The organism is Bartonella sp. HY038 (assembly GCF_014117425.1).
Taxonomy (GTDB): domain Bacteria; phylum Pseudomonadota; class Alphaproteobacteria; order Rhizobiales; family Rhizobiaceae; genus HY038.
In genome coordinates this window covers 2,904,403-2,930,708 of record NZ_CP059725.1, presented here as the reverse complement: position 1 = coordinate 2,930,708, position 26,306 = coordinate 2,904,403, and the positions used below count along the sequence as shown (strand labels likewise).

Genomic DNA, 26,306 nt, shown 5'->3' with positions numbered 1-26,306 from the left:
ACATAACTTAAATTAACGATTTTGGATATCTACCAATTTTTGGGCGATCTCCTGCATGATGATACCGGTATCGGGGCCAAAGCCAAGTAGTTTTAAACCATCCAGCCGCAAAAGATCTTTATTCTTAACTGCCGGAGTATCTTGTAATGGCGCTTGCTCTAGCAATGTTTCAACCGTTGGGAAGCCATCATTGCTCATAGATAAAATAAGGTCGGGTGCCATTTTAGTTACTTGTTCTTTATCTAAAGGCACATAGGATTCAAGATTGGCGGCGGCATTTTCTCCGCCTGAAAGAACAATAATGTCATTGGCGGGGGTGTTTTAACCTGCCATGAATATGGGTCCAACTTCCTTGTCGCCTGAAGGTACAGTCAACAGAAAAAGCACTTTTTTCTTAGTGGTAAGTTCAGCCTTTATGCTGTTTGCTTTATTAAAGTCGTTTTTTATCCGCGCAATTAACTCATTGACCTTATCTTCATGATTAAGTGCATGGCCAATAAAACTAATTTTTTCAATGACACCATCTTCACTGTGATCATCTGGAATAATAAGAACTGGAATCTTGTTGTTTTCAATAGAGGTTAAATTATCCTTATTTAAAGCGCCTTCTAAAGCCAAGACAGTTTGGCCATCAACTTTTTTAATTGCAGCAAGGTCAATAGTTGCGGCAGCGCCAATATTTGTAAGATCGCGTCCCTCCTTCATAAATGTGCTGCGCTTATCAACACCGACTAAGCGATCTTTATCACCAAGGGCGATAATTGTCTCGGTAACCGGCCAGCCGATCGATACTAATTTAGCATTATCACTAATCAAGATTTCGCTAGCTTGTATTAAAGACGGTTGACTATTGGTCGCCAGTGCAAATGCCGCAAGCATAAAAGTTTTAAAAATTCGGTTTTTGGTAACAGTCTTATGTGTTTTTGTCATAACCTATCCTTTTCATTTTTGCGGCATGTGAAGCAGGACACTTTGTTTATCGCTGTGTCTTGCAGGTTTGTTAAATGTCCAAGGCTTTGCCCTTTGTTACGTTATTGGCTAAAATTCTTGCACAAATGAGATTTTAAAATTGCGCCCCGGCTCGCTATAATAAGCTTTTTTATAATTGGCGCTTGATGGTAGATCGAGTGCATTCCAATAGGTTTTATTAAATATGTTATAAATACCTGCTTGTAATTTTGGCCCTTTTTCACCAAGCGGACGCCACCAACCACTAATATCAAAAACGGCATAGCCGGGTGCTTTGGCGTAATCTGACTTGTTTTCTACACGGTTGCGTTTTGACGCCGCCGTCATTCTTATGTCCGCGCCCCATATTTCTTGGGCATAGCCAAGACCAAGCGTTCCTTTAAGGGGTGGAATAGAGTTTAAATATTCGTCCGTTTCGCGATCCTTGCCTTCCATATAAGCAAGGCTGAAATCTGTGCGCCAATTGGAAGTTATTTGCCAATAGGCTTTTGCTTCTACGCCGGAAATACGAACCTTAGCGCGGTTTATATAAACAGCCTCACCGCTTGGAAACATAAGCGATGGTCCAAGTTCTTTGCGGCCGATAAAATTTTTATAATAATTGCTAAATAGTCCAAGCGAACCACCCCAGTTGTGACTTGTATATTTTGCACCAATATCAAAGCCATTGCCAATTTCAGGCTTCAAGTTAGGATTGCCATAAAGGTGATAAATGCCAGGATTGGCGAACTCTAAGTAAAGTTCCGATGAACTGGGCGCTCTAAAACTTTGTGCCCACTGCGCGTAAAGCATTATATTATCGGTTGCATCCCATTCGCCACGTAATTTTGGTGAAAAGTGCGAATCGCTAACCTCTGCTGGATAGCCGTGGAAAAATACGTTGGATTCAAAGCCTTTGGTGGCTGAGGGCTTATGTTTAAACCAGTCAAACCGACCGCCAGGGGTAATTCTTACGCGATTGTTCAAAAATGCCATTTCATCTTCAATACTTATGCCCCAACTTGTTGAACGGGTAGTTGGTATTTCAGATTGGTCGCTAAGTAAAAATTTGCACATCATATAGGGTGGACGATAGGGTGGCGGTGGGCAAGTATCATGACCCGTTGTATATTGTTCAAAGCGCGAAGACGAGCCATTACCTGCAATGCGCAAAGTATGGGTTACGTGCTCAAAATTTAATACCTTCATTGCATCAAATGTTAAGCCGTAATCTCGATTTTGCGTATTGGAAATTCGATAAAAATCCCCTTTGGGTGTGGTTAATCGAATTTGTTCGGTTCCAGAACTTGCACTATTTTCTTGCCAATAGCCAATGATGCGGGCACGATCTAACCAACCATCACCATTGCCATAATAATCATATGAAGCTGAATAACGCTCACGCTTGCGATTTTGTTCTTGATAGGTACTCGCTGGTTTAAATTGAGCACTCGCTTGGTTTAGCACCCATGTGTCACGGTCATTGTCAAAACGCTCGGCGGTAAAGCCCAAGCGGTGTTGATCGTTAATATATTGATGAATCTTAAATAAGTAATTTTTGCTAGTGAAGTCTTCAGGGTTTTGCATGCTACGCAATACGCCATAACCGCCATCATCGCCATTATTTGCGCGTTGCTTGCCGCCAACATAGCCGCCTTGAAACAGCATATAAGTTTGATTAAATTTAACTGCGAAAGCTTCGTTAATGTGCCAACTGCGATTGGCTGAATCGTAACTGCCTTTGGTAATTGATCCCCAATTTTTATTGTCTTTAATAAGATCTTCAGGGTCTAAGGTGCGCATTAACACAATGCCGCCTAGCGAGCCAGAACCGTAAATACTTGAATCTGCTCCTTTGCCAATATCAATTGCTGATAAACTACCAAAATCAAAGGCTGACGCCCCACCCCTTACACCACGTGTAATATCATCAAGCCAAGGAATAGGTATGCCGTCAATCATGGTGGTGACACGATTGCCATCAAGACCGCGAATATTAAAACTGTCATTTTGACGATTATAATTGATTGCTGGATCAAGCCGAGAAATATCGTTGACATTATCAACTTGCTTATTTTCAATGTCTTTGGATGTAACCGTATCGGTTAAAACACCTTTATTTTTTATATTTTGGTTTTTTTCAGCTTCCACAACAACGGTGTCAAGTTCAGTTTCTTGTGCCGCTATTGCTGGAAATGTAGCAATTTCATAAAATATTGATAATGTCAAAAATGTGGTTAATAGAAGTTTTGTTTTAAATCTAGGTTTGATTTTTATCATTTTACTATCACCAATAAATCAAGTTAAGTAAATATAGTCATTAATTAGATTTTTAACGGGCTATATAAACGATCATAACTTAAATATGACTAGGTAATACAAACTCTTATTTTTCGACAACTATCGAGATAAACTTTTATCTAGCCTATATTTATTTTTATTTTGGCTATCAAACATGATAAAGTTAGTCAAGATATAAATTAAAAAGCACTTTTTTAAATTAGAAATAAAGTTATAAAAAGCGCAGATTTTTGGGTTTATTTTGTTATATCTGCGCCAAAAAGTCGCGTGCGCACAGAGCGGCATTTTACCTTTTAATAAGATCAATCCATGTTGATCATTTTTATCGCCCTGATTTTTTATTGTGCTGAATTGCTTACTTGGAAGTGCAATTCTCTTGTGCTTCAAAAATAGTTTGGATTTATGAAGTTTATCATTGGTAAGATTAATGCATTTATTGATTAAACAATGAACTTAAAATTTACGGACATCATTTGGACGATAAAAAAATGGATCGTCTAGAAAATTGTGAGGCACTAGCTCCTTTTCGTTGTGATATAAGGGAGTAAGCTTTTCTTCGGCTATACCTATTTTAATCTTCATCGTCTTTGTTTTTAAATCACTAAGATCTAGTGCAGCTACATTGCTTAGGTCAATATTGGTTAGCCTCCCCATTTTGTTAAGAATGGATAGCTTATTAAAGGCAGTATTTGCCAATAATAATGTCTCAAGTTTAGTTAAATTTTCTAGGTTTTTAAAATCTTTTATTTTGGTGAATGAAAGATCAAGCGCTTCAAGCTTGGAAACATTTTCAAGACCAACAAGGCTAGTTAAAGGTGTATGGCGTAAACTTAAGACTTTAAGGCTGGTAAAATTGCTAATAAGAACTAAATCCTTTATTTCACTCTCGTCAAGAATAAGAAATTGAATTTTTTCTTGGTGATTAAATGGCTTATCTTTGGTGATTTTCGTGCGGTTAAGATCTAGCACAACTAGGTTATGAATGGTTGGTAATTCACTAGGATCAAAATTTGGAAAATTAATAAGTTGCAATTTTTTGAGATTTTTGAATTCTGTTAATTTTGCAAGCTCTGCTTTGGTTAATAATTGGTCTGTTTGTAAAGGCTTGTCGGCGTAGTTTTTATTATGGCAAAAGTGACTAAGTGGGTATTCTAATTTGTCGGGCTTATAGCAAACCGTAATATCTTCATGGTCTACCCAAAAATCTCCGCCCATAAATTGTATTTTTTTATCGCCGCGTTTTTGGTGAACAAAATCATCTGTTTGTTCTGAAGGTATGAAATATTCTTCGTCGATGAGAGCTTCGGGATTATAAATAAAATTGGTTTCACGATTATTGCTCGGTGCTTTACCATGTAGAATATTAGGCAATTTGGTTGCAATATAATAATAATGCAAGCGTGTACTAGCTAAGCTGGCATCATCAAAACCCCGTAGGTCAAGATATTTAGAGACCGGTATTTGGGAAAGATCTTTAATTTTGCTATTGGACAATAGCAGCCAATCTAGCCAATTGATTTTTTTAAGGGGTGATGCATCTTCTACAAGAGTGCCGCGCAAATCTAAATGATTAAGCGTGTAATAAGAATAAGGAAGTTTATTTAAATTGCTTATTTTTGTATCATTAAGGAGGAGGGTTTTTAAATTTTTTTGTTTAAAATAACTCAAATCGTCAATTTTTGTTCCCGTAAGAATTAAGGTTGTAAGATCAGGTAAATCGGCTATTGGAGCATAATCGTCCACTATAACGTCCGTTAAGTTGAGATAATTTAAACGTGGAAATCGTTTTAAAAAATTCAGATCTTCAACTTTCACCTCACTCATACTCAAATAGGTGAGGGCTGTGTTCTTGAATGACGGAAGATTTTGTTTGCCAAGTTCTAAGCCGTCTAGCCAAAGAAACTGTAAATTTTTAAAATGTTCTAGTAATCTTATGTTACGAACATTTGTTCTTGAAAGATCTAATATGGCAATATCAGCATTTGCACTAATCAAGCGCGGAGAAGAAAAATTACTATCAGCAAGATTTAGATAATTGAGATGATACAGACTTGTTAAAAAACTAAAATCATCAAGTATGGTATAATTAATTGTAAGATTTTGTAAGCTTGTTAACTCGCTCCAACCGGATATTGTACGGCTTTTAATATGCCTTAAGCTCAAGCTTTTCAAATTACGGGCATTTTTTAAAGGGCTAATGTCTTATAGACGTGTTTCTTCAATTTTTAGCTCAACCAGATTAGGCAATATTGGAAAATTGGCTAAGGATTTTAAACCTTCGCCTTTTATATTAAGTGTATGCAATTGTATTAGTTTTGCAAGATTTTGCCAATCTTGGTGCGTGTAACCCGACACAGGGGGAGTTAAATATACAAAGCTACTGTTCAAGGCGATGGTTTGATCGCCAATTAAAACGGTTCCTACTTGGTCATTAGTGGATTTCGCATCTTGACCATGAGAAAAATTGGGAATGAGCAATAAACAAAGGATAAAAACAATTTTATTCTTGAAAAAAACTTTCATTGCCACCTCTAATTTGACTATATAAATAAAAATATAGAATTAATACATTTGCTATTAATCGGATTAGATTGTGACTTTTTAACGATATAGTATTGAAAGGTAGATTTTAAAATAAAAATATGCAATTGCAATCAAAAAAGCAACACGATTATTCATCATGTTGCTTGATTATCTAAATGTATATTATGGCGTTTTATAACTTAAAATTTTTCGCATTTAATATCAGTTTGGCTTTCTAGCAATTGGGTAATTTCGTGCCAAGTTGGAGCAGCTTCGGAAGCGCCTTTTTTGGTGGTTGCTAAAGCACCAGCTGCACCTGCAATGCGGATAGCTTCATCAATAGCAAGACCATTAGCAAGGCCGGTTGCAAGGCCAGCATTAAAGCTGTCGCCAGCCGCGACACTATCAATCGCAGTCACTTTAAAGGGCGGTAAAAATCCACGTTCTTGCTTGGTGAAGTAGCAAACGCCTTCGCTTCCTAGTTTGATAATAGCAATATCAAGGCCACGGCTTAAAAAAACATCTGCCGCTAGTTGCGCCGATGCGCGGTCATGTGGGCGAATACCGGTGAGCTTTTCTGTTTCCGTTTCATTGGGGGTCATAACATGCGCAAGCTGATAAAGTTCATCGGGCAGGCTTTGCGGCGCAGGCGCTGGATCCATAATAATGATACCACCAGCATTTTTAACAATTTGTGCCGCTTTTAAAACCGTATCCATTGGTACTTCAAGCTGCATCATCAATACTTTGGCGGTTTCAATAACGGGCTTGATAGTATCGACATCATCGATGCCAAGTGCCATATTGCTGCCGCCTGCAACAACAATGGTATTTTCGCCGTTTTCGTTGATATTGATTGAGGCAATGCCGGTTATTTCAGTTGGGTGGACATTTAATCCGGCAAGATTGAGACTTGTTGCCTCTAGGTGAGCGCGCGCGTAGTTCCCCAAAGCGTCATCACCAATCCAACCCGCAAGGCGCACTTCAATACCGCTATCTTGTGTAATGCGGCTTGCTGCGACCGCTTGGTTAGCACCTTTACCACCAAGGCCCATGGCAAAGCTTTGCGCATGAATGGTTTCGCCCGCCTGTGGCAGTGCACTAACTCGGTTGGTCATATCAATGTTAATGCTGCCAAAAACCGCGATAGATGCTTTGGACATGGGCAATTCTCCTTGATGTGTCTAATGACTAGATCGATAAACGATTTTCTTTGTCTATATCTGTAAGGGCTTATTTTGTCTTGCTAAAAAATAAGGCTTTAAGTGGTTTTTCGCTTATAAGAAATGGTATCAAAACGTGCATTAAGCCCATCATAAAGCAGTAATCGCCCAATTAATGGCTGGCCAGCACCAGTGATAAGCTTAATCACTTCCATAGCTTGCAGCGAGCCAATAACGCCCGGTAGCGCCCCAACTACTCCTGCTTGGGCGCAGCTTGGCACTGTTCCTTCTGGCGGTTCTACGGGGAAGAGATCACGGTAACGCGGATTATTATCCTTATAGGGCATTAATACTGTAACCGAGCCATCAAAGCGACCAATTGCGCCACTGACCAAAGGGCGACTTATATCTTCGCAAAGGTCTGCAAGAAGGTAACGGGTTGAAAAATTATCACAACCATCAACGATGATATCGTAATTTTCAAGCAATTGACGACCATTTTCGTTGGTAAGTCGCACATTTATCGCATGTATAGTGCTATGGGGATTGATTCTTGCAAGAGCGGCTTTTGCGCTTGTTACCTTGTCCTCACCAATTTTATCGCTGTCATGAATAATTTGGCGCTGCAAATTGGATAATGATACATGATCATCATCAATAATGCCGATAGTGCCAATGCCTGCGGCAGCAAGATATTGCAATACTGGGCTACCAAGACCGCCGGCGCCAATAACCATGACTTTGGCAGCTTTTAGTCTTTGTTGGCCAAGGCCACCAATTTCGGGTAAAACAATATGACGGGCATAACGTGATATTTCATCATTGCTTAATTGAATTTCATTTTGTTGCGTCATAATCTACCCTTGAAATATTATATACGTCATACATTTTAAAAATGAATTTGCGGAGTATATATATTTTTACTATGGTTCGTCTTTTCTACTTGATTTTTGTAAAAATCAAGTGCGCTCACTATATTCAGCAACAATAGCATAATATAAGAAATTAGACCATTATTTTAGAAAATGGGTCATAAAAGGTAGGTTTCAATGAAAATTGCTGTCCAGATGGATCATATAGCTTCCATAAATATAGCAGGTGATACGACTTTTGCTTTATGTCTTGAAGCGCAAAAACGCGGACATAGTCTTTTCCATTATACACCCGATCGCCTCTCCTTACGCGATGGTGAGGTGAGTGCGCGGGTTGAAGCGTTGAGCGTGCGTGATATTGTTGGCGACAATTTCACGCTTGGTGAAGCGCAGCGGACAAATTTGGCAGAAATGGATGTGGTTTTGCTTCGTCAAGATCCGCCTTTTGATATGAATTATATTACCACAACCCATATTTTAGAGCGAATCCATCCTAAAACTCTAGTTGTTAATGACCCTGCTTGGGTGCGGAATTCGCCAGAAAAAATATTTGTGACCGAATTTCCTGATTTGATGCCGCAAACATTAATTACTAAAGATCCTTTGGAAGTTGCGGCTTTTAGAGAAGAATTTGGTGATATTATTGTAAAGCCGCTTTATGGTAATGGTGGCGCTGGTGTATTCCATCTTAAAAAAGATGATCGTAATTTAAGCTCGCTTTTGGAAATGTTTGCACAAATGTTTCCGGAGCCCTTTATTGTTCAGCGCTATTTAAATGAAGTGCGCGGCGGCGATAAGCGCATTATTTTGATTGATGGCGAACCGGTTGGCGCAATTAATCGCGTGCCGTCTGAAAGCGATTCGCGCTCTAATATGCATGTTGGCGGCAGAGCTGAAAAGACTGAACTTACTAAGCGCGAGCAAGAAATTTGCGCTCGTATCGGTCCATCCTTGCGTGAACGTGGTTTTATTTTGGTTGGTATTGATGTTATCGGCGATTATATGACCGAAATCAATGTGACCTCACCAACCGGTGTACGTGAAGTTGCCAAATTTGGCGGCGCTGATATTGCAGCCTTGTTTTGGGATTGTGTGGAAAACAAGAAACAGGCATAAAAGCTTGTGAACTATTATTAGTTCTTTTGGATAAAATATGACATTATTAATAGCGATATTATGCTAGGCGTAATATCGCTATTTTTGCCTTTGACGCTATTAATGCGGCTAATATTGTCTTTTTATCTAATTTAAATAGTTGGATTATTACAATTGTTTCAGTTGGTTGGATCTTTTTGGGCTTTTGGAAAATCCTAGCGGCAGTAAAAATTGGTTAACTATGAAGCGCCGTTTATCTTGTCATAAATAAATTCTATATGCGCACGGATTTCTTTAGTTGTTTGTGAGCAAGTTATTGTTTCATATTGTTATTTTGAGAATTTTTCTAAAATGCTACATACATTCTTAGTAAAATCAATTGTCATAAAACTGTAATAAACCTGTCATAGAACGGTAACAGCATCTTTTTAAATGGAACTACAACCTGATTAAAATGACTGTCAGGACATTTTCAGTCCATATGCAAGGAGTTCATGGATGAACAGATTGTTATCAACTGCTGCCGCTTTGGCATTTGCTGTTACTTTTGCTGCTGGTGCAGCGCAAGCCCGCGATCAAGTTCAAGTGGCTGGTTCTTCAACTGTTTTGCCTTATGCAAAAATCGTTGCTGAAACTTTTGGCGAAACATTCCCTAATTTCAAAACTCCTGTTATTGAATCAGGTGGTTCTGGTGCTGGCATTAAAGAATTTTGCCGTGGCGTTGGTGAAAACACCATTGATATTGCCAATGCATCACGTGCTATGAAAACTAGCGAGTTGGAATCTTGTATTGCTGCTGGCGTTACCGATGTGCAGGAAGTGCGTATTGGCTATGATGGTATTGTTTTTGCAACCGATATTGCTGGTCCAGATTGGAAATTGAAGCCAGTTGATGTTTATAAAGCCCTTGCAGCACAAGTTGTTGTTGATGGCAAATTGGTTGATAATAAGGCCACCAAATGGAATGAAGTAAATGCCGATCTTCCAGCTTGGGATATTGCTGCTTATATTCCTGGCGAAAAACACGGTACACGTGAAGTTTTTGAAGAAAAGCTTATGACCGAAGGTTGTAAGGAAAGCGGCGCATTGGATGCGATGAAGGCTGCTGGTATTGATGAAAAGGCTGCAAAGTCAGCTTGTATTGCTGTGCGTAAAGACGGTAAAGCCGTTGATATTGATGGTGATTATTCAGAAACTCTAGCACGTATTTCTGCTAATAAGACTGGTGTTGGTGTATTTGGTCTTGCTTTTTATGAAAACAATGCGGATCGCTTGAAAGTTGCAACAATTGATGGCATTTCACCATCGGTTGAAACCATTGCAAGTGGCGAATATCCAGTATCACGTCCATTGTTCTTCTATGTTAAGAAAGCGCATTTGGGTGTTATTCCTGGTCTTAAGGAATATGTAGAATTCTTCCTTGATGACCAAATGGTTGGCCCTGATGGTCCTTTGGCTGCTTATGGTCTTGTTGCAGCGCCTGAAAGCGAGCGTGAAGCACAACGTAAAGCATTTGAAGATGGTACAGTAATGGCTGTTAAGAAGTAATTTAAGTGATGAGTAGCCGGCGCGAAGATGTTTTCGCGCCGGATTTTTTTGGGAAAGGCGAGTGATGACTATTTCTTGGGTCATAATTGTTATTTTGGGTGTAGGCCTCTTAGGATATATTCTTAGTCGTTCGCGCTCCCTTGCCATTGAACGGAGCGGCGGTAAGCTTCATTCGCGGCCAAATTACTATGCGTGGTGGACGCTGTTATTGGCTATTGTTCCATCACTAATTTTATTAACCGTTTGGGACGGGGGGGTAAAGGTCGCGCTAGAACAAAGTGTTTCATCTCAAATTCCTCAATCATCCGATATTGCATCATCACAGCCAGGAAATGTACAAAATCATAGCCTTATTATGGGTATGGTCCGCAATCTTGCAGATGGTTTTGTAAAAGCAGGCGGCGATTTAGATGCCTATAAATCCAATACATATGAAGATATCCGCAAAAAATTTAACGAAAAAGGTATTTTTTTAGCCGAGCAAGGGCAAGATTATATGGTACCTTTGGCGGTTGATTGGGCGCAAAAGTCCAAAAATCTTTTTATGCTTGGTGATGTTTTTGCCGTATTGCTAACTATTGTTGGTTTTCTATATGGTTTAAATGGTGTTAAGGCTCAACAGCGCGCTCGAAACAAAGTTGAAAAAATGGTGCTAGTTGGTTTAATCCTAGCATCAGTTATTGCCGTTTTTACGACAGTTGGCATCGTGTTTTCAATGCTGTTCCAAACGATTTCTTTCTTTAAGTCAGTGCCGTTAAGCAATTTTTTCTTGGGTACGGTTTGGGATCCGCGTTTTTCGGCTGCAGGATCTGATGCAATCGGCCAGTTTGGTCTTTTACCTTTGCTCGCCGGTACTTTTTACATTGCTTTTGTCTCTATGCTTTTTGCGGTGCCCATTGGGCTTTTTGCCGCTATTTATATGTCAGAATATGCATCATCAAAGGTGCGCAGTGTTGTTAAGCCGCTTTTAGAAATTTTGGCTGGTATTCCAACAATTGTTTATGGTTTATTTGCCCTATTAACAGTTGGCCCTTTTTTGCGTGATATTTCAGCAGCACTTGCTGGTGGTCATGCCTTTATCATGTCGCAAAGTGTGCTAACCGCCGGTCTTGTGATGGGTATCATGCTCATTCCCTTCGTATCATCCCTATCAGATGATATTATTAATGCTGTGCCGCAGGCGATGCGTGATGGGTCTTATGGATTAGGTGCAACTCAATCTGAAACAATAAAACGTGTGACCTTGCCTGCCGCCTTACCTGGTATTGTCGGCGCGTTACTTTTAACAGCGTCACGTGCGATTGGTGAAACGATGATTGTTGTTTTGGCCGCTGGTGTCGCGGCAAATATCTCAATAAACCCCTTTGAGCCAATGACTACGATTACGGTTAAAATCGTCAATCAGTTAACTGGTGACCTTGAGTTTAACTCACCACAAACGCTTGTTGCTTTTGCTCTCGGTATTACACTGTTTTTTATAACCCTTGTTATTAACATTTTTGCCCTTTACATTGTGCGCAAATATCGGGAGCAATATGAATGAGTGAGATCTCAATGAGTGCAGCCCCAAAACCACGCCGTGATATTGGTTTAAAAAAGCGCTATCGTGCCGAACGTCGTTTTAAGGCCTATGGCATATCAGCAATTGCAATTGGCATATTATTTCTTTTAATTTTGATGACCTCGATTCTATCAAATGGCTATACGGTTTTTGGGCAAACGACCATGATCCTATCTGTCAAACTTGATAAGGCGATTATTGATCCGAAAGATCAACGGGCGACCAATCCAAATGTTTTGCTGACGGCTAATTATCCGCTATTGGTTAGAAACTCATTGGCTGAACAGCTTGGCGTGTCCTTGGATGACCGTGCTAAATTGCGCCAGATTAATGCGATGTTTTCTGATGGTGTCCGTGTGCAATTGCGTGAAATGGTGACTAAGGATCCAAGCATTATCGGTTCAACCCAAACGGTAAAAGTATTAGCATCAAGTGATATCGACCAAGCCTATAAAGGCCATATTGATCTTTCAGCTCCTGAAACAAACCGGAAAGTAAGTGATCAGCAAGTTGCTTGGATGAATGAACTTGCTAAGGATGGTGCGCTATATAAAGCTTTTAATACTGGCTTCTTTATTAATCCACCATCAAGCCGTCCTGAAATGGCTGGGCTTGGTGTTGCTTTCATTGGTTCACTTTATATGATGCTGATTGTGTTGGTACTTGCATTGCCAATTGGTGTTGCAGCAGCGATTTATTTAGAAGAATACGCAAGGAAAAATAAGTTTAACGATATTATTGAAGTAAACATCAATAATCTTGCTGCTGTTCCCTCTATTGTTTTTGGTCTGCTCGGTCTTGCCATTTTCATTAATGCTTGGGGCTTGCCGCGTTCGTCAGCTTTGGTTGGCGGCTTGGTTTTAACCTTGATGACATTGCCGACAATCATCATTGCAACACGTTCAGCCTTGCGTGCTGTTCCACCATCTATCCGCACAGCGGCTCTTGGTGTGGGTGCATCAAAAACCCAAATGGTTTTCCATCACGTGCTACCCTTGGCAGCACCTGGAGTACTAACGGGTACAATTATTGGCATGGCACGCGCTTTAGGTGAAACCGCACCATTATTGCTTATTGGTATGGTGGCGTTTGTTGCCAATTATCCGGTAACGCCTTTTGATCCTGCAACCGCATTGCCGGTACAAATCTTCATGTGGATTTCTGAAGCTGAACGTGGTTTTCAAGAACGCGCATGGGGTGGTATTATTGTTTTGCTTGCCTTTATGACTTTGATGAACATAACAGCCGTTATTTTGCGCCGCAGATTTGAGCGCCGTTGGTAGTGAGCGGTTGGAACAAAACCAAATTTTAAGGTATTAAAGTGAATTTTTGACGTTAATTTTAGCCAGTTCGGCATAAACTAAAATTATATGGCAAATAGACTTTTAAAGGAAATGGCTGATGGAGCCCAAGATGAATATCAAAATGCGTGGACAAGATGTGCGGGTCTTTTATGGCGACAAGGAAGCGTTACACGGCGTAAATCTTGATGTGCCTGAAAACATGGTCACGGCCTTGATTGGGCCATCAGGTTGCGGTAAATCGACATTTCTTCGTTGCCTTAATCGTATGAATGATACCATTGACGGTGCACGCGTAACAGGTCTTTTGACCCTTGATAATGAGGATATTTATGATCCTAGTATTGACGTTGTCGAGCTACGCGCAAGGGTTGGTATGGTGTTCCAAAAGCCAAATCCTTTTCCAAAATCTATTTATGAAAATGTGGCCTATGGTCCGCGTATTCATGGTTTGGCTAAAAATGCAGCCGCGCTTGATGAAATCGTTGAAAAAAGTCTTATTAAAGCTGGTCTTTTTGAAGAGGTTAAAGATCGCTTGAAAGAGCCTGGAACGGGTCTTTCTGGTGGCCAACAGCAGCGTCTTTGCATTGCGCGTGCTATTGCTGTTAGCCCCGAAGTCATTTTGATGGATGAGCCATGCTCGGCGCTTGATCCGATTGCGACCGCCCGTATTGAAGAACTCATCGACGATTTGCGCCAAAATTATACAATTGTTATTGTGACGCATTCGATGCAGCAAGCGGCGCGTGTTTCGCAATTTACTGCAATGTTCCATTTGGGTGATCTGGTCGAGGTTGGTGAAACTGAGATGATGTTTACATCGCCTAAGGAACAACGGACTCAAGATTATATTACGGGCCGTTTTGGCTGATTTATAAGGGATAAAGCTCATGCCTACGCATATTGTTCGCTCTTTCGATGAAGAATTGCAGTATTTAACCCAACGAATTGGCGAGATGGGTGGCTATGCGGAACGCATGGTGGAACGCTCGGTCGATGCTATTATTCGTGATGATTTAATGCTTGCTGATGAGGTTGTAGCAGAAGATCGTATTCTTGATGAAGCTGAACGCGAAATTGACGAACGTGCAGTGACAATCATTGCTAAGCGCCAACCAATGGCGATTGATTTGCGTGAAGTTGTTGGAGCTATTCGCATTGCTGCCGACTTGGAGCGCGTTGGTGACATGGCCAAGAATATTGGCAAGCGTGCTGCGGCGATTTCTGAAAATCGTCAACCAACTTCGTTTTATCGTGGCTTGGAAAATTTCGCGTCTCTTGCTGTAAACCAGTTGAAAGAAGTCCTTGATGCCTATTCCATGCGCTCGCTTGAGCGCATTGATATTGTGCGCAAGAAAGATGAAGAACTAGATGCTATCTATACATCGCTTTTCCGTGAATTGTTGACCTATATGATGGAAGATCCGCGCAATATTACTGCTTGTACGCATTTATTATTTTGCGCCAAAAATATTGAACGCATTGGCGATCATGCGACCAATATCGCTGAGACGGTTCATTATATCATCAGTGGCAATTATCCGACCAATGAACGACACCGCGAAGATTTAACTCACACTTTGGTGACGGAAGAGTTGGAACAAAAATAAGACTTTGGTTTCATATTGGGGGAGTGGACTTTTCCCATATAAGGATTAAGGGTAACAATAGAATATATCAGCTCGTTAAAAATGTTGGAGTGAATATTCATCCTTAATAGGCCTAAAATATTAGATTTTTAGACGTGATATCCATGAGGGGGATCACGAGCAATATTGCTATGGCATGTCACAGCATAAATGCCTGTGAAAAATTATATTCAGCCATAGGAGTATTGTATGTTTGATTAACCACTCATGGTTTTTTGTGAGGGACGTGGAAAATATGGCGCGAGTACCAGAAGTTGCGGTTGTTGAAGATGAAGATGCACTAACAATCTTATTGCGCTACAATCTTGAAGCTGAGGGCTATAAGGTGCGAGTCATTATGCGGGGAGATGACGCCGAGTTCGAGTTGGAGGAAAACCGACCTGACCTTGTTTTGCTGGATTGGATGTTACCTGGACTATCCGGCATAGAATTATGCCGCCGCTTGCGCCAGCGTGATTCAACCGCTCATTTACCGATTATTATGCTAACTGCGCGCGGCGAAGAAAATGAGCGTGTACGTGGATTGTCAGTTGGCGCTGATGATTATGTGACTAAGCCTTTTTCAATACCAGAATTAATGGCACGCGTTAAAGCATTATTGCGGCGGGTTAATCCAAGTACTTTGGCGCATGTTTTGTCCAATAATGATTTAACTCTTGATCGGCAACAGCACCGCGTTTTTTTCAAAGATGTTGAAGTAAAACTAGGGCCGACAGAATTTCGCTTGCTTGAGTTTTTTATGATGGCACCTGGTCGCGTCTTTACGCGAACGCAATTATTAGATGCAGTGTGGGGCAATGATAATTTTGTTGATGACCGTACGGTCGATGTTCATATTCGCCGGTTGCGTAAAGCGATTAATATTGGTGAAAAAGATCTTATTCGCACAGTGCGTGGCACTGGCTATTCCTTCGGATAAGTGCTTGGGCAACAAATTTTTGCTGCGTTAAAATTGCATAATTTGCTATAGAATTGGATTAAATTTGTGGATGTTAACTCTTTCTTAAACATAAGAACATGTTTTAGCATTGGTTTTGCAGCACAGTGCTGTCATTAACTTTTATTTAGGAACATAACGCCAAAATTGAGTATAAAGCGATTATATTGCGTTGATTTGGTGTTTTTTATGACAAAATTACCATTTTGCCTTTTTTTCGCCATATATATTACGATTGTGTAATCCGGCACTATGCCTTGGATAAATTAAAGAGTGAGAAGTCTATTGCGGTTTTCAATTAAAGCGAAATGGATGGCACTGGTGGGAGTATTGCTTGCTCCGCTTGTTGTTACAGGTTGTTCCAATAGTGGGAAGAGCATTGCAAGCCTTGGTGGTGAAAAGACCTATTCTTACCCATTAAGTGAGCGCACTTGTTTAGAGCGGGCAATGTTTTTTGAGTCTAACCGTTCTAGCCGTGAAGGCATGATTGCTGTTGGTACTGTGGTTATGAACCGCGTTAATTCAAGTCATTATCCAAAGACCATTTGTGCCGTAGTTGGTCAGCCTAAGCAATTTGCGCCAGGCGTATTGACCCGTCCAATGAATTCTAAGGCTATGCCTGATGTTCAAGCTGCTGCTGATGCCGTATTGCGCGGTGAACGCCACCAAAAATTGAAGAATGCTATGTTCTTCCATACTGCTGGTCTTAAATTCCCTTATCGCAATATGCATTATACTTTGGTTGCCGGTGGCAATGCGTTTTATGAAAAACGTGGCCGCGATGGCAATTTGCAGCTTGCAGTTAATGATCAGCCTTATAATGTTGCTTTAGCCTTTGCTCAGGAAAAGAACGGCGCAGCGCCGAAATTTGATCGCATTATCCGTCAAGAAGCTGAAGCCCGTAGCGAAGCCATTGCAGTTGCTCAGAACATTGAAACAGCTAAGCCTGTTGCAATGCAGCAAGTTGCTATGCGTGAAGCTGCACCAATCGCTAGTCAATCACAAACTCATGCAGTGCGACAGGATGCGGTTGCAGCAATTATCGAGCATGTCCCCGTGCCAATGCCATCGCCGCGTGCCGAGCATGAAGAGACTGTTGCCCTTGGCTATGCAATTCCAGAAGCCCGTCATGCTGATGTCATCGGTGCCATGTTATTGCGACAGCAAAACCAATAATATTAAGATTTAATGATTATCGTTTTTTAAAGGGCGCTTTAAGCGCCCTTTAATTTATTAAAAACATTTTCATAATGGATAAAATGAATAAACTATTGCCCGCCTATTAATTTTACATCTCATTTGATAGTTGTAATATTAATCTAACAACTCAACGACTTTTGCTAAGGTTTAAGCGAAATTATAATGCATGAATATGTTTTTTGATAAATTGCAAAGCGATTGCCGTGCTAATATGTGGCGCGCTCAATATCCCATAGTAGAACTGTATATGCGTGCTGAAAATGCGGTTATTGCAATATATAGTTAGAAAATAATGATAATTATGAGCGAATCTAACGCCGATTTAGAAATATAGGACGAGGATGTAAGCATGAAAAATAAGATGGTTCGCAGACTTGTTTTAAAAGGTAGTGCCGCTTTAACGCTATTATCTTTGACACCTAGTTTCGGTATTTCAAATACTAACAAGGCTGGCCCTTCTGCCTGTTCTGCGCCAGAAAAATTGAATGAAGAAGATTTATCAAACTCGAAATCTTTGAAAGATAAAGAGCCGAAGCGAGCCATGGTCTATTGGCTTTATACAAAAGATGGTAGTGGCATGGCGCAAGCTGATCTTCACCAGGAAATTTATCGCAAGCGTTTGATAGGATCAACGGCTGTCAGCCATAAAATCGTAGTTTAGGCTCGTATATAATAGCGTTTGTTTTTAACCATTGATAAACTTGTTGACTCATGGATTTAATGCAGTGGATTGCTAATTGTCTTCGGCTGAAAATATAATCTAACAAAAGCCTTTGACCAAAAACGCCCTATTTTCATATGGTATTTTGAATGCAATCTATGCGTTATTGTGCGTAAATTCCAAATGGTAGAAACTTTGTTGCAAAGAAAATGCCCTGAATTTTCATTCAGGGCATTTTAATAAACAATAAGAGAATGTGTAATTAGAGCTGACGCTCGACCATTAATTTCTTAATCTCGGCAATTGCCTTGGCAGGATTAAGGCCTTTAGGGCAGGTTTGCGTGCAGTTCATAATGGTATGGCAGCGATAAAGCCGGAAGGGATCTTCAAGCTTATCAAGGCGGTCACCAGTTGCTTCATCGCGTGAATCTGCAATCCAACGATAGGCCTGCAATAAAACTGAGGGCCCCAGATAACGATCCCCATTCCACCAATAGCTTGGGCAAGATGTTTGGCAGCAAGCACATAAAATGCACTCATAAAGCCCATCAAGTTTCAAGCGGTCATCATGGCTTTGTAGCCATTCTTTTTCTGGTGTTGGCGATACGGTTTGCAACCAAGGCTCGATCAAACGATGCTGGGCATAGAAACGATTAAGATCTGGCACAAGATCCTTAACCACTGGCATTGAAGGCAATGGATAGACCTTAATTGGGTGCTTAACTTCATCCATGCCGGTAATACAAGCAAGGGTGTTAGAGCCATCAATATTCATGGCGCATGAACCGCAAATACCTTCACGGCAAGAACGACGTAACGTTAAAGTCGGGTCAACATGATTTTTGATGTATAAAAGACCATCCAAAATCATTGGCCCGCATGAATCGCGATCCACATAAAAAGTGTCAAGGCGTGGATTTTCGCCATCATCTGGCGACCAACGATAAATACGAAATTCCGTTAGGTTTTGGTTTTGCTCTGGCTTTGGCCAGACCTTGCCTTTTTTAACCGTGGAATTTTTGGGAAGGGTCATTTGAACCATAATTTTGCTCCCCTAGTAAACGCGCTTCTTAGGCGCGATTTTCTTTGGATCAATACCACCATCTTCATAGCGGGTAAGTGGATCCACATGCACAGCACGATAGGAAAGACTAACTTCGCCTTCCGGTGAAAGATGAGATAGTGTATGCTTACGCCAGTTGACATCATCGCGATCTGGGAAATCCTCACGGGCATGAGCGCCGCGGCTTTCCTTACGTGCAACAGCCGAGTAAACGGTACAAATTGCATTGGCCATCAGATTATCAAGTTCCAATGTTTCCATCAAATCTGAATTCCAGATCATCGAGCGGTCTGTCACTTTCACATCTGGTAATTCTTTCCAGATAGCAGAAATACGTTCGCAACCACTTATTAGCGAATCTTCTTGACGGAAAACAGCCGCATCTTCCTGCATGGCGCGTTGCATCTTGTCACGTAGCTCGGCTGTGGGGATTGAGCCATTGGCAAAACGAATGCGGTCAAAGCGTTCCATGATTTTGTCACAAGCTTCAATATTAAGCTCAGGAATTGGACCATCGCGGTCAATTACTTTTGCAGCCCGCAAAGCGGCAGCACGACCAAAAACCACCAAATCGATAAGCGAGTTAGAGCCAAGACGATTGGCACCATGAACTGAAGCGCAACCTGCTTCACCCACTGCCATTAGGCCTGGTTGAACGCGATCATTATCTTCTTCAGTTGGATTTAACACTTCGCCCCAATAATTGGTTGGAATACCGCCCATATTATAGTGAACGGTTGGCAATACTGGAATTGGGTCTTTGGTAAGATCAACACCAGCGAAAATACGGGCTGATTCAGAAATACCAGGTAAGCGTTCATGAAGAATAGCTGGATCAATATGGCTAAGAACGAGAAAAATATGGTCTTTCTTTGGACCAACACCGCGTCCTTCGCGAATTTCAATGGTCATGCAGCGTGATACAACGTCACGCGATGCGAGATCCTTGAAAGATGGCGCATAACGCTCCATGAAGCGCTCGCCCTCAGAGTTGATGAGATAACCACCTTCACCGCGTGCGCCTTCAGTAATCAAACAGCCAGAGCCGTAAATACCCGTTGGATGGAATTGTACAAATTCCATATCCTGCAAAGGTAGACCTGCACGTGCAACCATGCCGCCGCCATCACCAGTACAGGTATGGGCAGAAGTTGCTGAGAAATAAGCGCGGCCATATCCACCAGTTGCTAACACAACCATCTTGGCAGAAAAACGGTGAATTGTACCGTCATCAAGGTTCCAAGCCACAACGCCAGTACAAACACCGTCAGTCATGATGAGATCAAGTGCGAAATATTCAATGAAAAATTGCGCATTATGTTTTAGGCTTTGGCCATAAAGCGTATGCAAAATGGCATGGCCGGTACGGTCAGCGGCCGCGCAAGTACGCTGCACGGGTGGGCCTTCACCAAATTCAGTGGTGTGGCCACCAAAGGGGCGTTGATAAATCTTGCCTTCTTCGGTACGCGAGAATGGCACGCCATAATGTTCAAGCTCATAAACCGCAGCAGGTGCTTGACGGGTGAGGTATTCCATCGCATCCATGTCGCCAAGCCAGTCAGAGCCCTTGATGGTGTCATACATGTGCCATTGCCAGTTATCAGGCCCCATATTGGATAGGGATGCGGCAATGCCGCCCTGTGCGGCTACTGTATGCGAGCGGGTTGGGAACACCTTGGTAATACAAGCGGTTTTAAAACCTTGCTCGGCCATGCCCAAGGTTGCACGCAAACCAGAGCCACCAGCGCCAACAACAATAACATCGAACTCGTGGTCGATATATTGATAGGATTTTTTATCCTGCGCTGCCGAAGCATTTGAATTATTACTTGCCATGGAATTTAACCTCCCAAAGCGATTTTTACGAGCGCAAAAAGACAGGCTGCACCCATAATGAAACAAAAGAAAATATTAAGCGATAGGATAAAAACGCGGAGATAATGATTAGGGAAATAATCCTCAATAATTACCTGCATGCCTAATTTCATATGATAAATGCCAGCAATAACCATTACTGCCATAACAACTGCAATAATCGGGTTTGATAAATAGCTGATAACGGTTGCATAATCTTTACCAACCAACATGATGAGCAAGATGATAAAGAAAATAAATAGCGGCACATTTGCAAAGGCTGTCAAACGTTGGCGCCAAAAATGGTCAGTACCATGTTTAGCGGAACCAAGACCAATGCTTTTATTAAGCGGTGTTCTAAAATCTTTCATCACACCCTCCTAGCGCACAACATAGACAACATAGCCGACAATCCAAATAAGGAAATAAGGAGTGTCAGAACAATTGAAACTACAATGGTTGACCAAGCCGTTTTGATGGCTAAGTTTTTCTCTAAAAGAGCAGGATTGGTATCCCAGAATAAATGGCGCACACCACCTACAAGATGGTGAACAAGTGCCAAAGTATAAAGGAATAGTACCGTGCGCCCTAAAAATGAGCCAAAGAGCCAATTAACTTTTTCAAAAGCAACTTCACCCATTGATGCTGAAATAATCCAAGCAGCAAATAAAAATGTGCCGAAATAAAGCGCGCCACCTGTCGCGCGATGGGCAATAGACATTGCCATCGTAATCGGCCAACGGTAAATCTGAACGTGGGGTGAAAGAGGCCGTCCAGAAGGTGTCGTATCTGTCATGAGCGTTCCTGACCTGACATGTGATCGTGATATTGCAAAAAACAATATCGGCAAAATAATGAATCCGTTTCCATTCTTAAAGAATCAAAACAGCTTTTTCTGCCGTGTAAGAAAAAATTCTCACACATTCGACCGACTGCCTGATGAAGCGGATTAAAGGTCACGTTCACGGGCGTACGGCTTGGCAACGGCGCAAAACGCCGCTCAGCTTGCTTTGCTTCTAATGCGGAATTTGATTCACGTCAAAGCAAGAAAGCATTTTTTCGATCAAAAGATTGAGAAAATAGAAAAAATTGTGTAAAAATATAGTTTTAATCGTTTAAAAAACTTGATTAAAATTTGAAGGTTTTTTAGTTTTTTATTTAAAAACGACTCAATAACCAATTTGGGTTGTTGGTTGCGATGGTTAACTCCTTCTGGTTTCATACGTTAATGCTATTACTCAATTGTTGATTTCCAGATTTGAGGGGGGGCAAAAAGATGTGTTATGTTTTCTTTGATTTCACCGATGTCATCAAGGTAAAGAATATAAAGATTTTTGCGAGCGCGTGAGCAGGCTACATAAATGAGATTTTGGGTGTTTTCTAGTTTTGATAATGCTACCTCATCGAGCAATTTGTCATTGCCTTGCGTATTATCTGAGCTTAAAGATTTAAAGTAATCTAAAAACTTATTTCTATTTTTTGTTCCAAAATGATGCTCCATAATAATAACAACATTATCATATTGCTCACCTTTGGTCCCGTGATAGGTATGATAACGGATATTTTTTTCCTTACCCTTATCTTCAATAAAATCAAACCAATTTAGCCATATTCTTAGATCAAGGTCTAAAAGGTTTTTGGTGAGCTCAATAGCTTTTTTATCTTCTTCATTTTGTTGTTTTGCTGTTATCTTATTGTTCATGTCGTTACTATTTTTAGTTTTAGAAAATGGTTTCCATTTTGTGTAAATTGAATTTTCAATAAATTTTTCAAATGCGCCAAAACTTTCATTGGTAATATTTGAAGCACCAAAAAAATTGCGCAAAATACATTGGGTGACTTCATCGCCGTTTGTGTAACTGGCAATATGTTGAATAAAGTTGCGAAGTTTTTCGCCGGTAAATGCCATTAAATTTTTTACTGCGCCTTGCGCTTGTTTAACTGTGACGTCTGTTTGTCCAATTAAATCATAGTAAGTTGTTTTTTTATCCTTTAATTTTTTATAGAGGCTTAATACATTATATATGATAACAAGAGCAGGATGAAGTTTATCAATTTGCCTAGATAGTATCTTGGTATTTAGTTCTTGAAAATATATAAGACCTGAATCGCTTATCAAACTATAAACTTCGTTAAAACATTCTAATTCTGCTAGTAATCTGTTGATTAGAACAAGACAATCAATTTTAGGTTCAGAGATTTGTTGTCTTATTGAGGCAATATTGGGAGCGCTTGCTTGTAAATTCTGCTTTATAAATTGTATAAAATTAGCGATATTTTCTTGTTTATTTCGTTCGTGTTCCGTACAATAATAAAACTCGACTGCGCCTTCCGTATTACTTGGATCAATCGGTTGTTGTTTAATTTCATCATTGCGAATTTTATTAATAATATCAATAATTATTTTAGGTGATCGACGATTATATATTTTATTAATGATTTTCAGATTTGGATGTATTTTTGTTAGCTTGCCACCAATGCCATTATCATAAATTTTTTGCTTATTATCGCCAAAATAGCCAAGGAGAAAATTTTTATTTTTTGCGCTTTCTTCGATGGTAGATTTATCTAGTGTTGCAAGTAAGTTAACAACCTTTTCATTCGTGTCCTGATATTCGTCGACAAAGATATATGGGAATTGATCGGTTAAAATGCGCTGTAGCGTTGGATATTTTATAATAAGCTGTTCGCTATATTCAATAAGTGTATCATGGCCAATAAGGAACTTGTCTAATTGATCAAAATTTGATTTGCCGTCATATTTCACTTCAAATTTAGAATTATTTAGTTTTAATTTTTTTAATGTTTCCATAAGTCGGCGTTGCTTATCAATAGCCTGGAATAAATTCTTAAATTTCGCGACATTTTTTAAAGCATCACTTAAAAAATCATATTGATCAATTAATTGTGCAAAAACCTCTTTAAATTCTTTTGAGTTAGCAGTCTCATTATCCCAGAATAGTTGCCTATTTTCCAGTACAATTTTTTTGAATGTTTCCATCTTGGGAGCTAACTTAATAAAGTTTTTCTCATCTTTAAAACCATTTATTTTATTGTCTAGATCCGCTAATTCGCTATCTATTTTTTCTTTATGTAATAATAAAAGCTCATCATTGTATCGTTTAATAATATCCCATAATACATCATGAATAGTTGATATGGTGAGAAATTGTGAATTGCCTAAACGCTGTTTCAATTCATTGGCTGCAACATTGGTATAGGTGATGCAAAGCAGGCCTTGTTTGTGCTTTTTTAAAATGTTATGTTTGTTGATTAATATATGTTTGATTGCTTCAACTAAGGCGTGGGTTTTACCAGCGCCAGCACCAGCATTAAAGCAAAAGCTTTCAAACCTATCAATTGCAGCAAAAATATCATCTTGTATTTGCTGCTCGTTTCGTAAGTTTTGATTAATTGACAATTTTTTCTCCCCCATTGCCGACCGTTAATTTATCATTAATCCACTTAAACCCATCTTCAATATATTGAGGCAGCTTTGGTGGTTTCGTTGGCTCAGTTGTTAATATTTTATATAAAAAAGTTCCCATAAATTTCGATTTTTCTTTATTTATGTGAAGTTTATCATATAATTCAAATGAATGAGCCTCCAATAGGGTAGAGGGTGAGGTAGAGTCACCAACAATTTCTTTGTAAATATTTGGTTTTATTTCTTTTAAGGTTTCTTGCAATAATGGATTGTCTGAGTTGGTTAAAATAATCGCTTCTTCTAAACTTGTGGCATAATAGTCGCTAATTTTATCCTTTTGAAAAACTACGCATAAATTTCCATCTTCATGATAGTTATCATAGGGCAATTTTCCACTTTTATCATTAAAAAAAGATTTGAGTGTTTCATTGCTTGTTACGTGATCGGTTAAATCATCAAGTTGTTTATATTCATTGGTTTTTCCATCATCAATATCAGCTTTAGTGGCTTGGCTTCTTTCCCAACGTTCTCTTGTAATATCTAAATCCGTGATGATGAGGCAAGGAATTTGTAATAATTTGATAAGCGGCAAGTAGACTTTTGCATGGCTGCCATCAATGCGGAAAACTGAAATATAATGTTTTTTTAATTCATCATCTTGCGCAAGATAATGTTGAAGATAAGTCTCTTCAGTTGCGCCTTCAACAAAAATAACAGCATCAGCAAAAAACAGTTCAGAAGCTTTATATTTAATATGCTTTTTTAAAAATTTAAAATTATTTTCAGCTTCTTTTTCATCATTTGTTTTTCCACTGCTTTCCATTTCCGTTTCAATAATTGTATCACAAAGCGGAATGGACATCGCAAATTTACCATGATTGGTTAAATAGTTAATATTATTAAATGAATTGCTACTATGGATTTTACTATTTACAACATGTGACGAATGCGTGGTTATAATAATTTGAAATTGTAATTCGGGTTTTTTGTCACTAAAGGACAGCGCTTTTGCAACTGCATTATCAATTCGTTTAATAAAAAATTCCTGCATTTGTGGATGCATAAAGACTTCAGGCTCTTCAATTATAAAAAGATTAAGGCGACTTTGATGGGAATCTTTTTCATAACTATCAATGTAATGAATAATTTCGGCAACAATGGTGATTAGATTAATGTAGCCAAGCCCAAATTGATTTTCAGGTATAAAATCCTCACCATCGCGAAAAATATATTTAATCATATCCCTCCAAAGGGCATCAGTTGTTACGTTTCCTTCCAATTTCAAATCAACATGGTTTTGACTGGCAATCTTTGATACTATGTTTTGTACTTTTTTCTCGATTTCCCTAATATAGTTTTTAACTATTTTATTAATTTTTAAAACTTCTTCGTCAACTGGTTTAATTTGATTTGAATTTTCTCTTTTTTCCTTCTTTATAAAAAGTAAAAATATTTCATGAAACTTTTTTGATAGGATTGCCCCTGCCATATCTCTATTTGCTGCAATATTTTTTATGCAAATTAAATTACTTAATAAAAAGTTAGAAACTTCTACACCATTTTTATTATGATAGGTTCTTTCAAATTCATTTGCATCATCATCAATCAGTTTACATAATTCTTCAAATTGTTGATATTCTAAATCTATTTTGTTGCTTTCGTCGTCATCTTTTGCGGTTGCTGATTTTAGCGTTAATAATTTTTCAAAAAAAATTTTATTAAACTTTTGCGTATCTTTAACTTGATAGCGAATTATAATATCAACGGTTATGTCTTCATCTAAATTATCATTAATTGATAAAAATGGTGCGATATGGGTAATATAATTTTGTTGTTCATTTTGGCCAATTGCTACTTGAACGGTAAATTCTAATTGCGGCGGCGTTGGCTCTGCAGTTTCATAAAAGGCCGAATATTTTTTTATTAAGTCTTTTAAATAGGAGACATTAAAGTCACTCGATTTAAGCCGCGTTGAATTTGATGATGCTAAATATGATAGAGCATTGGTTATTGTTGTTTTACCAGTATTATTTTTGCCAATAACAAGTGTGCTAGATTGTGCAATATTTGTTTCGGAAGCATGTAATAGAGAGGCGTGGACAAATTCAATCTTATTATTTTCTGTGCCAAATTTTCGGTAATTTTTGATTGTTAAACTTTCCAAATGCATATTTTATTCCCCAATTTTAAGCTTCTTTATTAT

At 39.4% G+C, this 26,306-nt stretch carries 21 protein-coding genes and 1 pseudogene; 10 read left to right on the top strand and 12 right to left on the bottom strand.

Annotated features, from left to right (window positions below):
* Nucleotides 1–12: 12 nt before the first annotated feature.
* From H3299_RS15695 to H3299_RS12665, 6 genes and pseudogenes are all read right to left on the bottom strand, one after another.
* A pseudogene (locus H3299_RS15695) lies at nucleotides 13–879 on the bottom strand (hemin ABC transporter substrate-binding protein).
* Nucleotides 880–1,038: 159 nt separating this feature from the next.
* The gene (locus tag H3299_RS12685; RefSeq protein WP_182418008.1) at nucleotides 1,039–3,228 is read right to left on the bottom strand and encodes a TonB-dependent hemoglobin/transferrin/lactoferrin family receptor; all 2,190 of its coding nucleotides are present in this window, start codon (nucleotides 3,226–3,228) and stop codon (nucleotides 1,039–1,041) included.
* 474 nt (nucleotides 3,229–3,702) lie between these two features.
* A complete protein-coding gene (locus tag H3299_RS12680; protein ID WP_182418007.1) occupies nucleotides 3,703–5,421 on the bottom strand; it encodes a leucine-rich repeat domain-containing protein in 1,719 nt (572 codons plus the stop codon).
* Nucleotides 5,422–5,451: 30 nt separating this feature from the next.
* Nucleotides 5,452–5,772, bottom strand: coding sequence for a hypothetical protein (locus H3299_RS12675; protein ID WP_182418006.1), 321 nt, complete (start codon nucleotides 5,770–5,772; stop codon nucleotides 5,452–5,454).
* 200 nt (nucleotides 5,773–5,972) lie between these two features.
* The gene (gene rbsK, locus H3299_RS12670; protein ID WP_182418005.1) at nucleotides 5,973–6,935 is read right to left on the bottom strand and encodes a ribokinase; all 963 of its coding nucleotides are present in this window, start codon (nucleotides 6,933–6,935) and stop codon (nucleotides 5,973–5,975) included.
* 98 nt (nucleotides 6,936–7,033) lie between these two features.
* On the bottom strand, nucleotides 7,034–7,789 hold the full coding sequence (locus tag H3299_RS12665) for a molybdopterin-synthase adenylyltransferase MoeB (RefSeq protein WP_182418004.1): 756 nt from the start codon (nucleotides 7,787–7,789) through the stop codon (nucleotides 7,034–7,036).
* Between the two features lie 195 nt (nucleotides 7,790–7,984).
* Between H3299_RS12665 and gshB the strand changes: the two genes are divergently transcribed.
* The 9 genes from gshB to H3299_RS12620 all read left to right on the top strand — a co-directional run bounded on the left by gshB (nucleotide 7,985) and on the right by H3299_RS12620 (nucleotide 17,759).
* Nucleotides 7,985–8,923, top strand: coding sequence for a glutathione synthase (gshB, locus tag H3299_RS12660; RefSeq protein ID WP_182418003.1), 939 nt, complete (start codon nucleotides 7,985–7,987; stop codon nucleotides 8,921–8,923).
* A gap of 477 nt (nucleotides 8,924–9,400) precedes the next feature.
* On the top strand, nucleotides 9,401–10,450 hold the full coding sequence (locus tag H3299_RS12655) for a substrate-binding domain-containing protein (RefSeq protein ID WP_182418002.1): 1,050 nt from the start codon (nucleotides 9,401–9,403) through the stop codon (nucleotides 10,448–10,450).
* Nucleotides 10,451–10,514: 64 nt separating this feature from the next.
* The gene (pstC, locus tag H3299_RS12650) at nucleotides 10,515–11,993 is read left to right on the top strand and encodes a phosphate ABC transporter permease subunit PstC (RefSeq protein WP_182418001.1); all 1,479 of its coding nucleotides are present in this window, start codon (nucleotides 10,515–10,517) and stop codon (nucleotides 11,991–11,993) included.
* Nucleotides 11,990–13,294: a phosphate ABC transporter permease PstA gene (gene pstA / locus H3299_RS12645; RefSeq protein ID WP_182418000.1), complete on the top strand. Its 1,305-nt coding sequence runs from the start codon at nucleotides 11,990–11,992 to the stop codon at nucleotides 13,292–13,294. Before pstC ends, pstA begins: the two co-directional genes overlap by 4 nt.
* A gap of 130 nt (nucleotides 13,295–13,424) precedes the next feature.
* Nucleotides 13,425–14,183 (top strand): phosphate ABC transporter ATP-binding protein PstB, encoded by a 759-nt coding sequence (gene pstB, locus H3299_RS12640; protein ID WP_182417999.1) that lies wholly within the window; start codon nucleotides 13,425–13,427, stop codon nucleotides 14,181–14,183.
* A gap of 19 nt (nucleotides 14,184–14,202) precedes the next feature.
* Nucleotides 14,203–14,922, top strand: a complete 720-nt coding sequence (gene phoU / locus H3299_RS12635) for a phosphate signaling complex protein PhoU (protein WP_182417998.1) — start codon at nucleotides 14,203–14,205, stop codon at nucleotides 14,920–14,922.
* A 274-nt stretch (nucleotides 14,923–15,196) separates the two neighbouring features.
* The gene (gene phoB, locus H3299_RS12630; RefSeq protein WP_182417997.1) at nucleotides 15,197–15,880 is read left to right on the top strand and encodes a phosphate regulon transcriptional regulator PhoB; all 684 of its coding nucleotides are present in this window, start codon (nucleotides 15,197–15,199) and stop codon (nucleotides 15,878–15,880) included.
* A 330-nt stretch (nucleotides 15,881–16,210) separates the two neighbouring features.
* Entirely contained in the window at nucleotides 16,211–17,074 is an 864-nt protein-coding gene (locus tag H3299_RS12625) for a cell wall hydrolase (RefSeq protein ID WP_182417996.1), read from the top strand.
* A 373-nt stretch (nucleotides 17,075–17,447) separates the two neighbouring features.
* Nucleotides 17,448–17,759 carry a hypothetical protein gene (locus H3299_RS12620; protein ID WP_182417995.1) on the top strand — a complete coding sequence of 104 codons (312 nt, stop codon included), beginning with the start codon at nucleotides 17,448–17,450 and terminating at the stop codon, nucleotides 17,757–17,759.
* 262 nt (nucleotides 17,760–18,021) lie between these two features.
* Here H3299_RS12620 and H3299_RS12615 read toward each other — a convergent pair whose 3' ends face one another.
* Genes H3299_RS12615 through sdhC form a run of 4 tightly spaced genes read right to left on the bottom strand, consistent with a single transcriptional unit; the run spans nucleotide 18,022 to nucleotide 21,472 of the window.
* Nucleotides 18,022–18,801 (bottom strand): succinate dehydrogenase iron-sulfur subunit, encoded by a 780-nt coding sequence (locus tag H3299_RS12615; RefSeq protein ID WP_182417994.1) that lies wholly within the window; start codon nucleotides 18,799–18,801, stop codon nucleotides 18,022–18,024.
* A 12-nt stretch (nucleotides 18,802–18,813) separates the two neighbouring features.
* Entirely contained in the window at nucleotides 18,814–20,658 is a 1,845-nt protein-coding gene (sdhA, locus tag H3299_RS12610; RefSeq protein ID WP_182417993.1) for a succinate dehydrogenase flavoprotein subunit, read from the bottom strand.
* A 5-nt stretch (nucleotides 20,659–20,663) separates the two neighbouring features.
* Entirely contained in the window at nucleotides 20,664–21,047 is a 384-nt protein-coding gene (gene sdhD, locus H3299_RS12605; protein WP_182417992.1) for a succinate dehydrogenase, hydrophobic membrane anchor protein, read from the bottom strand.
* Nucleotides 21,047–21,472, bottom strand: a complete 426-nt coding sequence (gene sdhC, locus H3299_RS12600; protein ID WP_182417991.1) for a succinate dehydrogenase, cytochrome b556 subunit — start codon at nucleotides 21,470–21,472, stop codon at nucleotides 21,047–21,049. The genes sdhD and sdhC overlap by 1 nt, the downstream gene beginning before the upstream one ends.
* Here sdhC and H3299_RS12595 point away from each other — a divergent pair.
* Nucleotides 21,471–21,629, top strand: a complete 159-nt coding sequence (locus H3299_RS12595; RefSeq protein ID WP_182417990.1) for a hypothetical protein — start codon at nucleotides 21,471–21,473, stop codon at nucleotides 21,627–21,629. The two genes, sdhC and H3299_RS12595, sit on opposite strands and share 2 nt — an antisense overlap.
* 281 nt (nucleotides 21,630–21,910) lie before the next feature.
* Here H3299_RS12595 and H3299_RS12590 read toward each other — a convergent pair whose 3' ends face one another.
* On the bottom strand, nucleotides 21,911–24,097 hold the full coding sequence (locus H3299_RS12590) for a UvrD-helicase domain-containing protein (RefSeq protein WP_182417989.1): 2,187 nt from the start codon (nucleotides 24,095–24,097) through the stop codon (nucleotides 21,911–21,913).
* The gene (locus tag H3299_RS12585) at nucleotides 24,087–26,273 is read right to left on the bottom strand and encodes an AAA family ATPase (protein ID WP_182417988.1); all 2,187 of its coding nucleotides are present in this window, start codon (nucleotides 26,271–26,273) and stop codon (nucleotides 24,087–24,089) included. Before H3299_RS12585 ends, H3299_RS12590 begins: the two co-directional genes overlap by 11 nt.
* Between the last annotated feature and the right edge of the window lie 33 nt (nucleotides 26,274–26,306).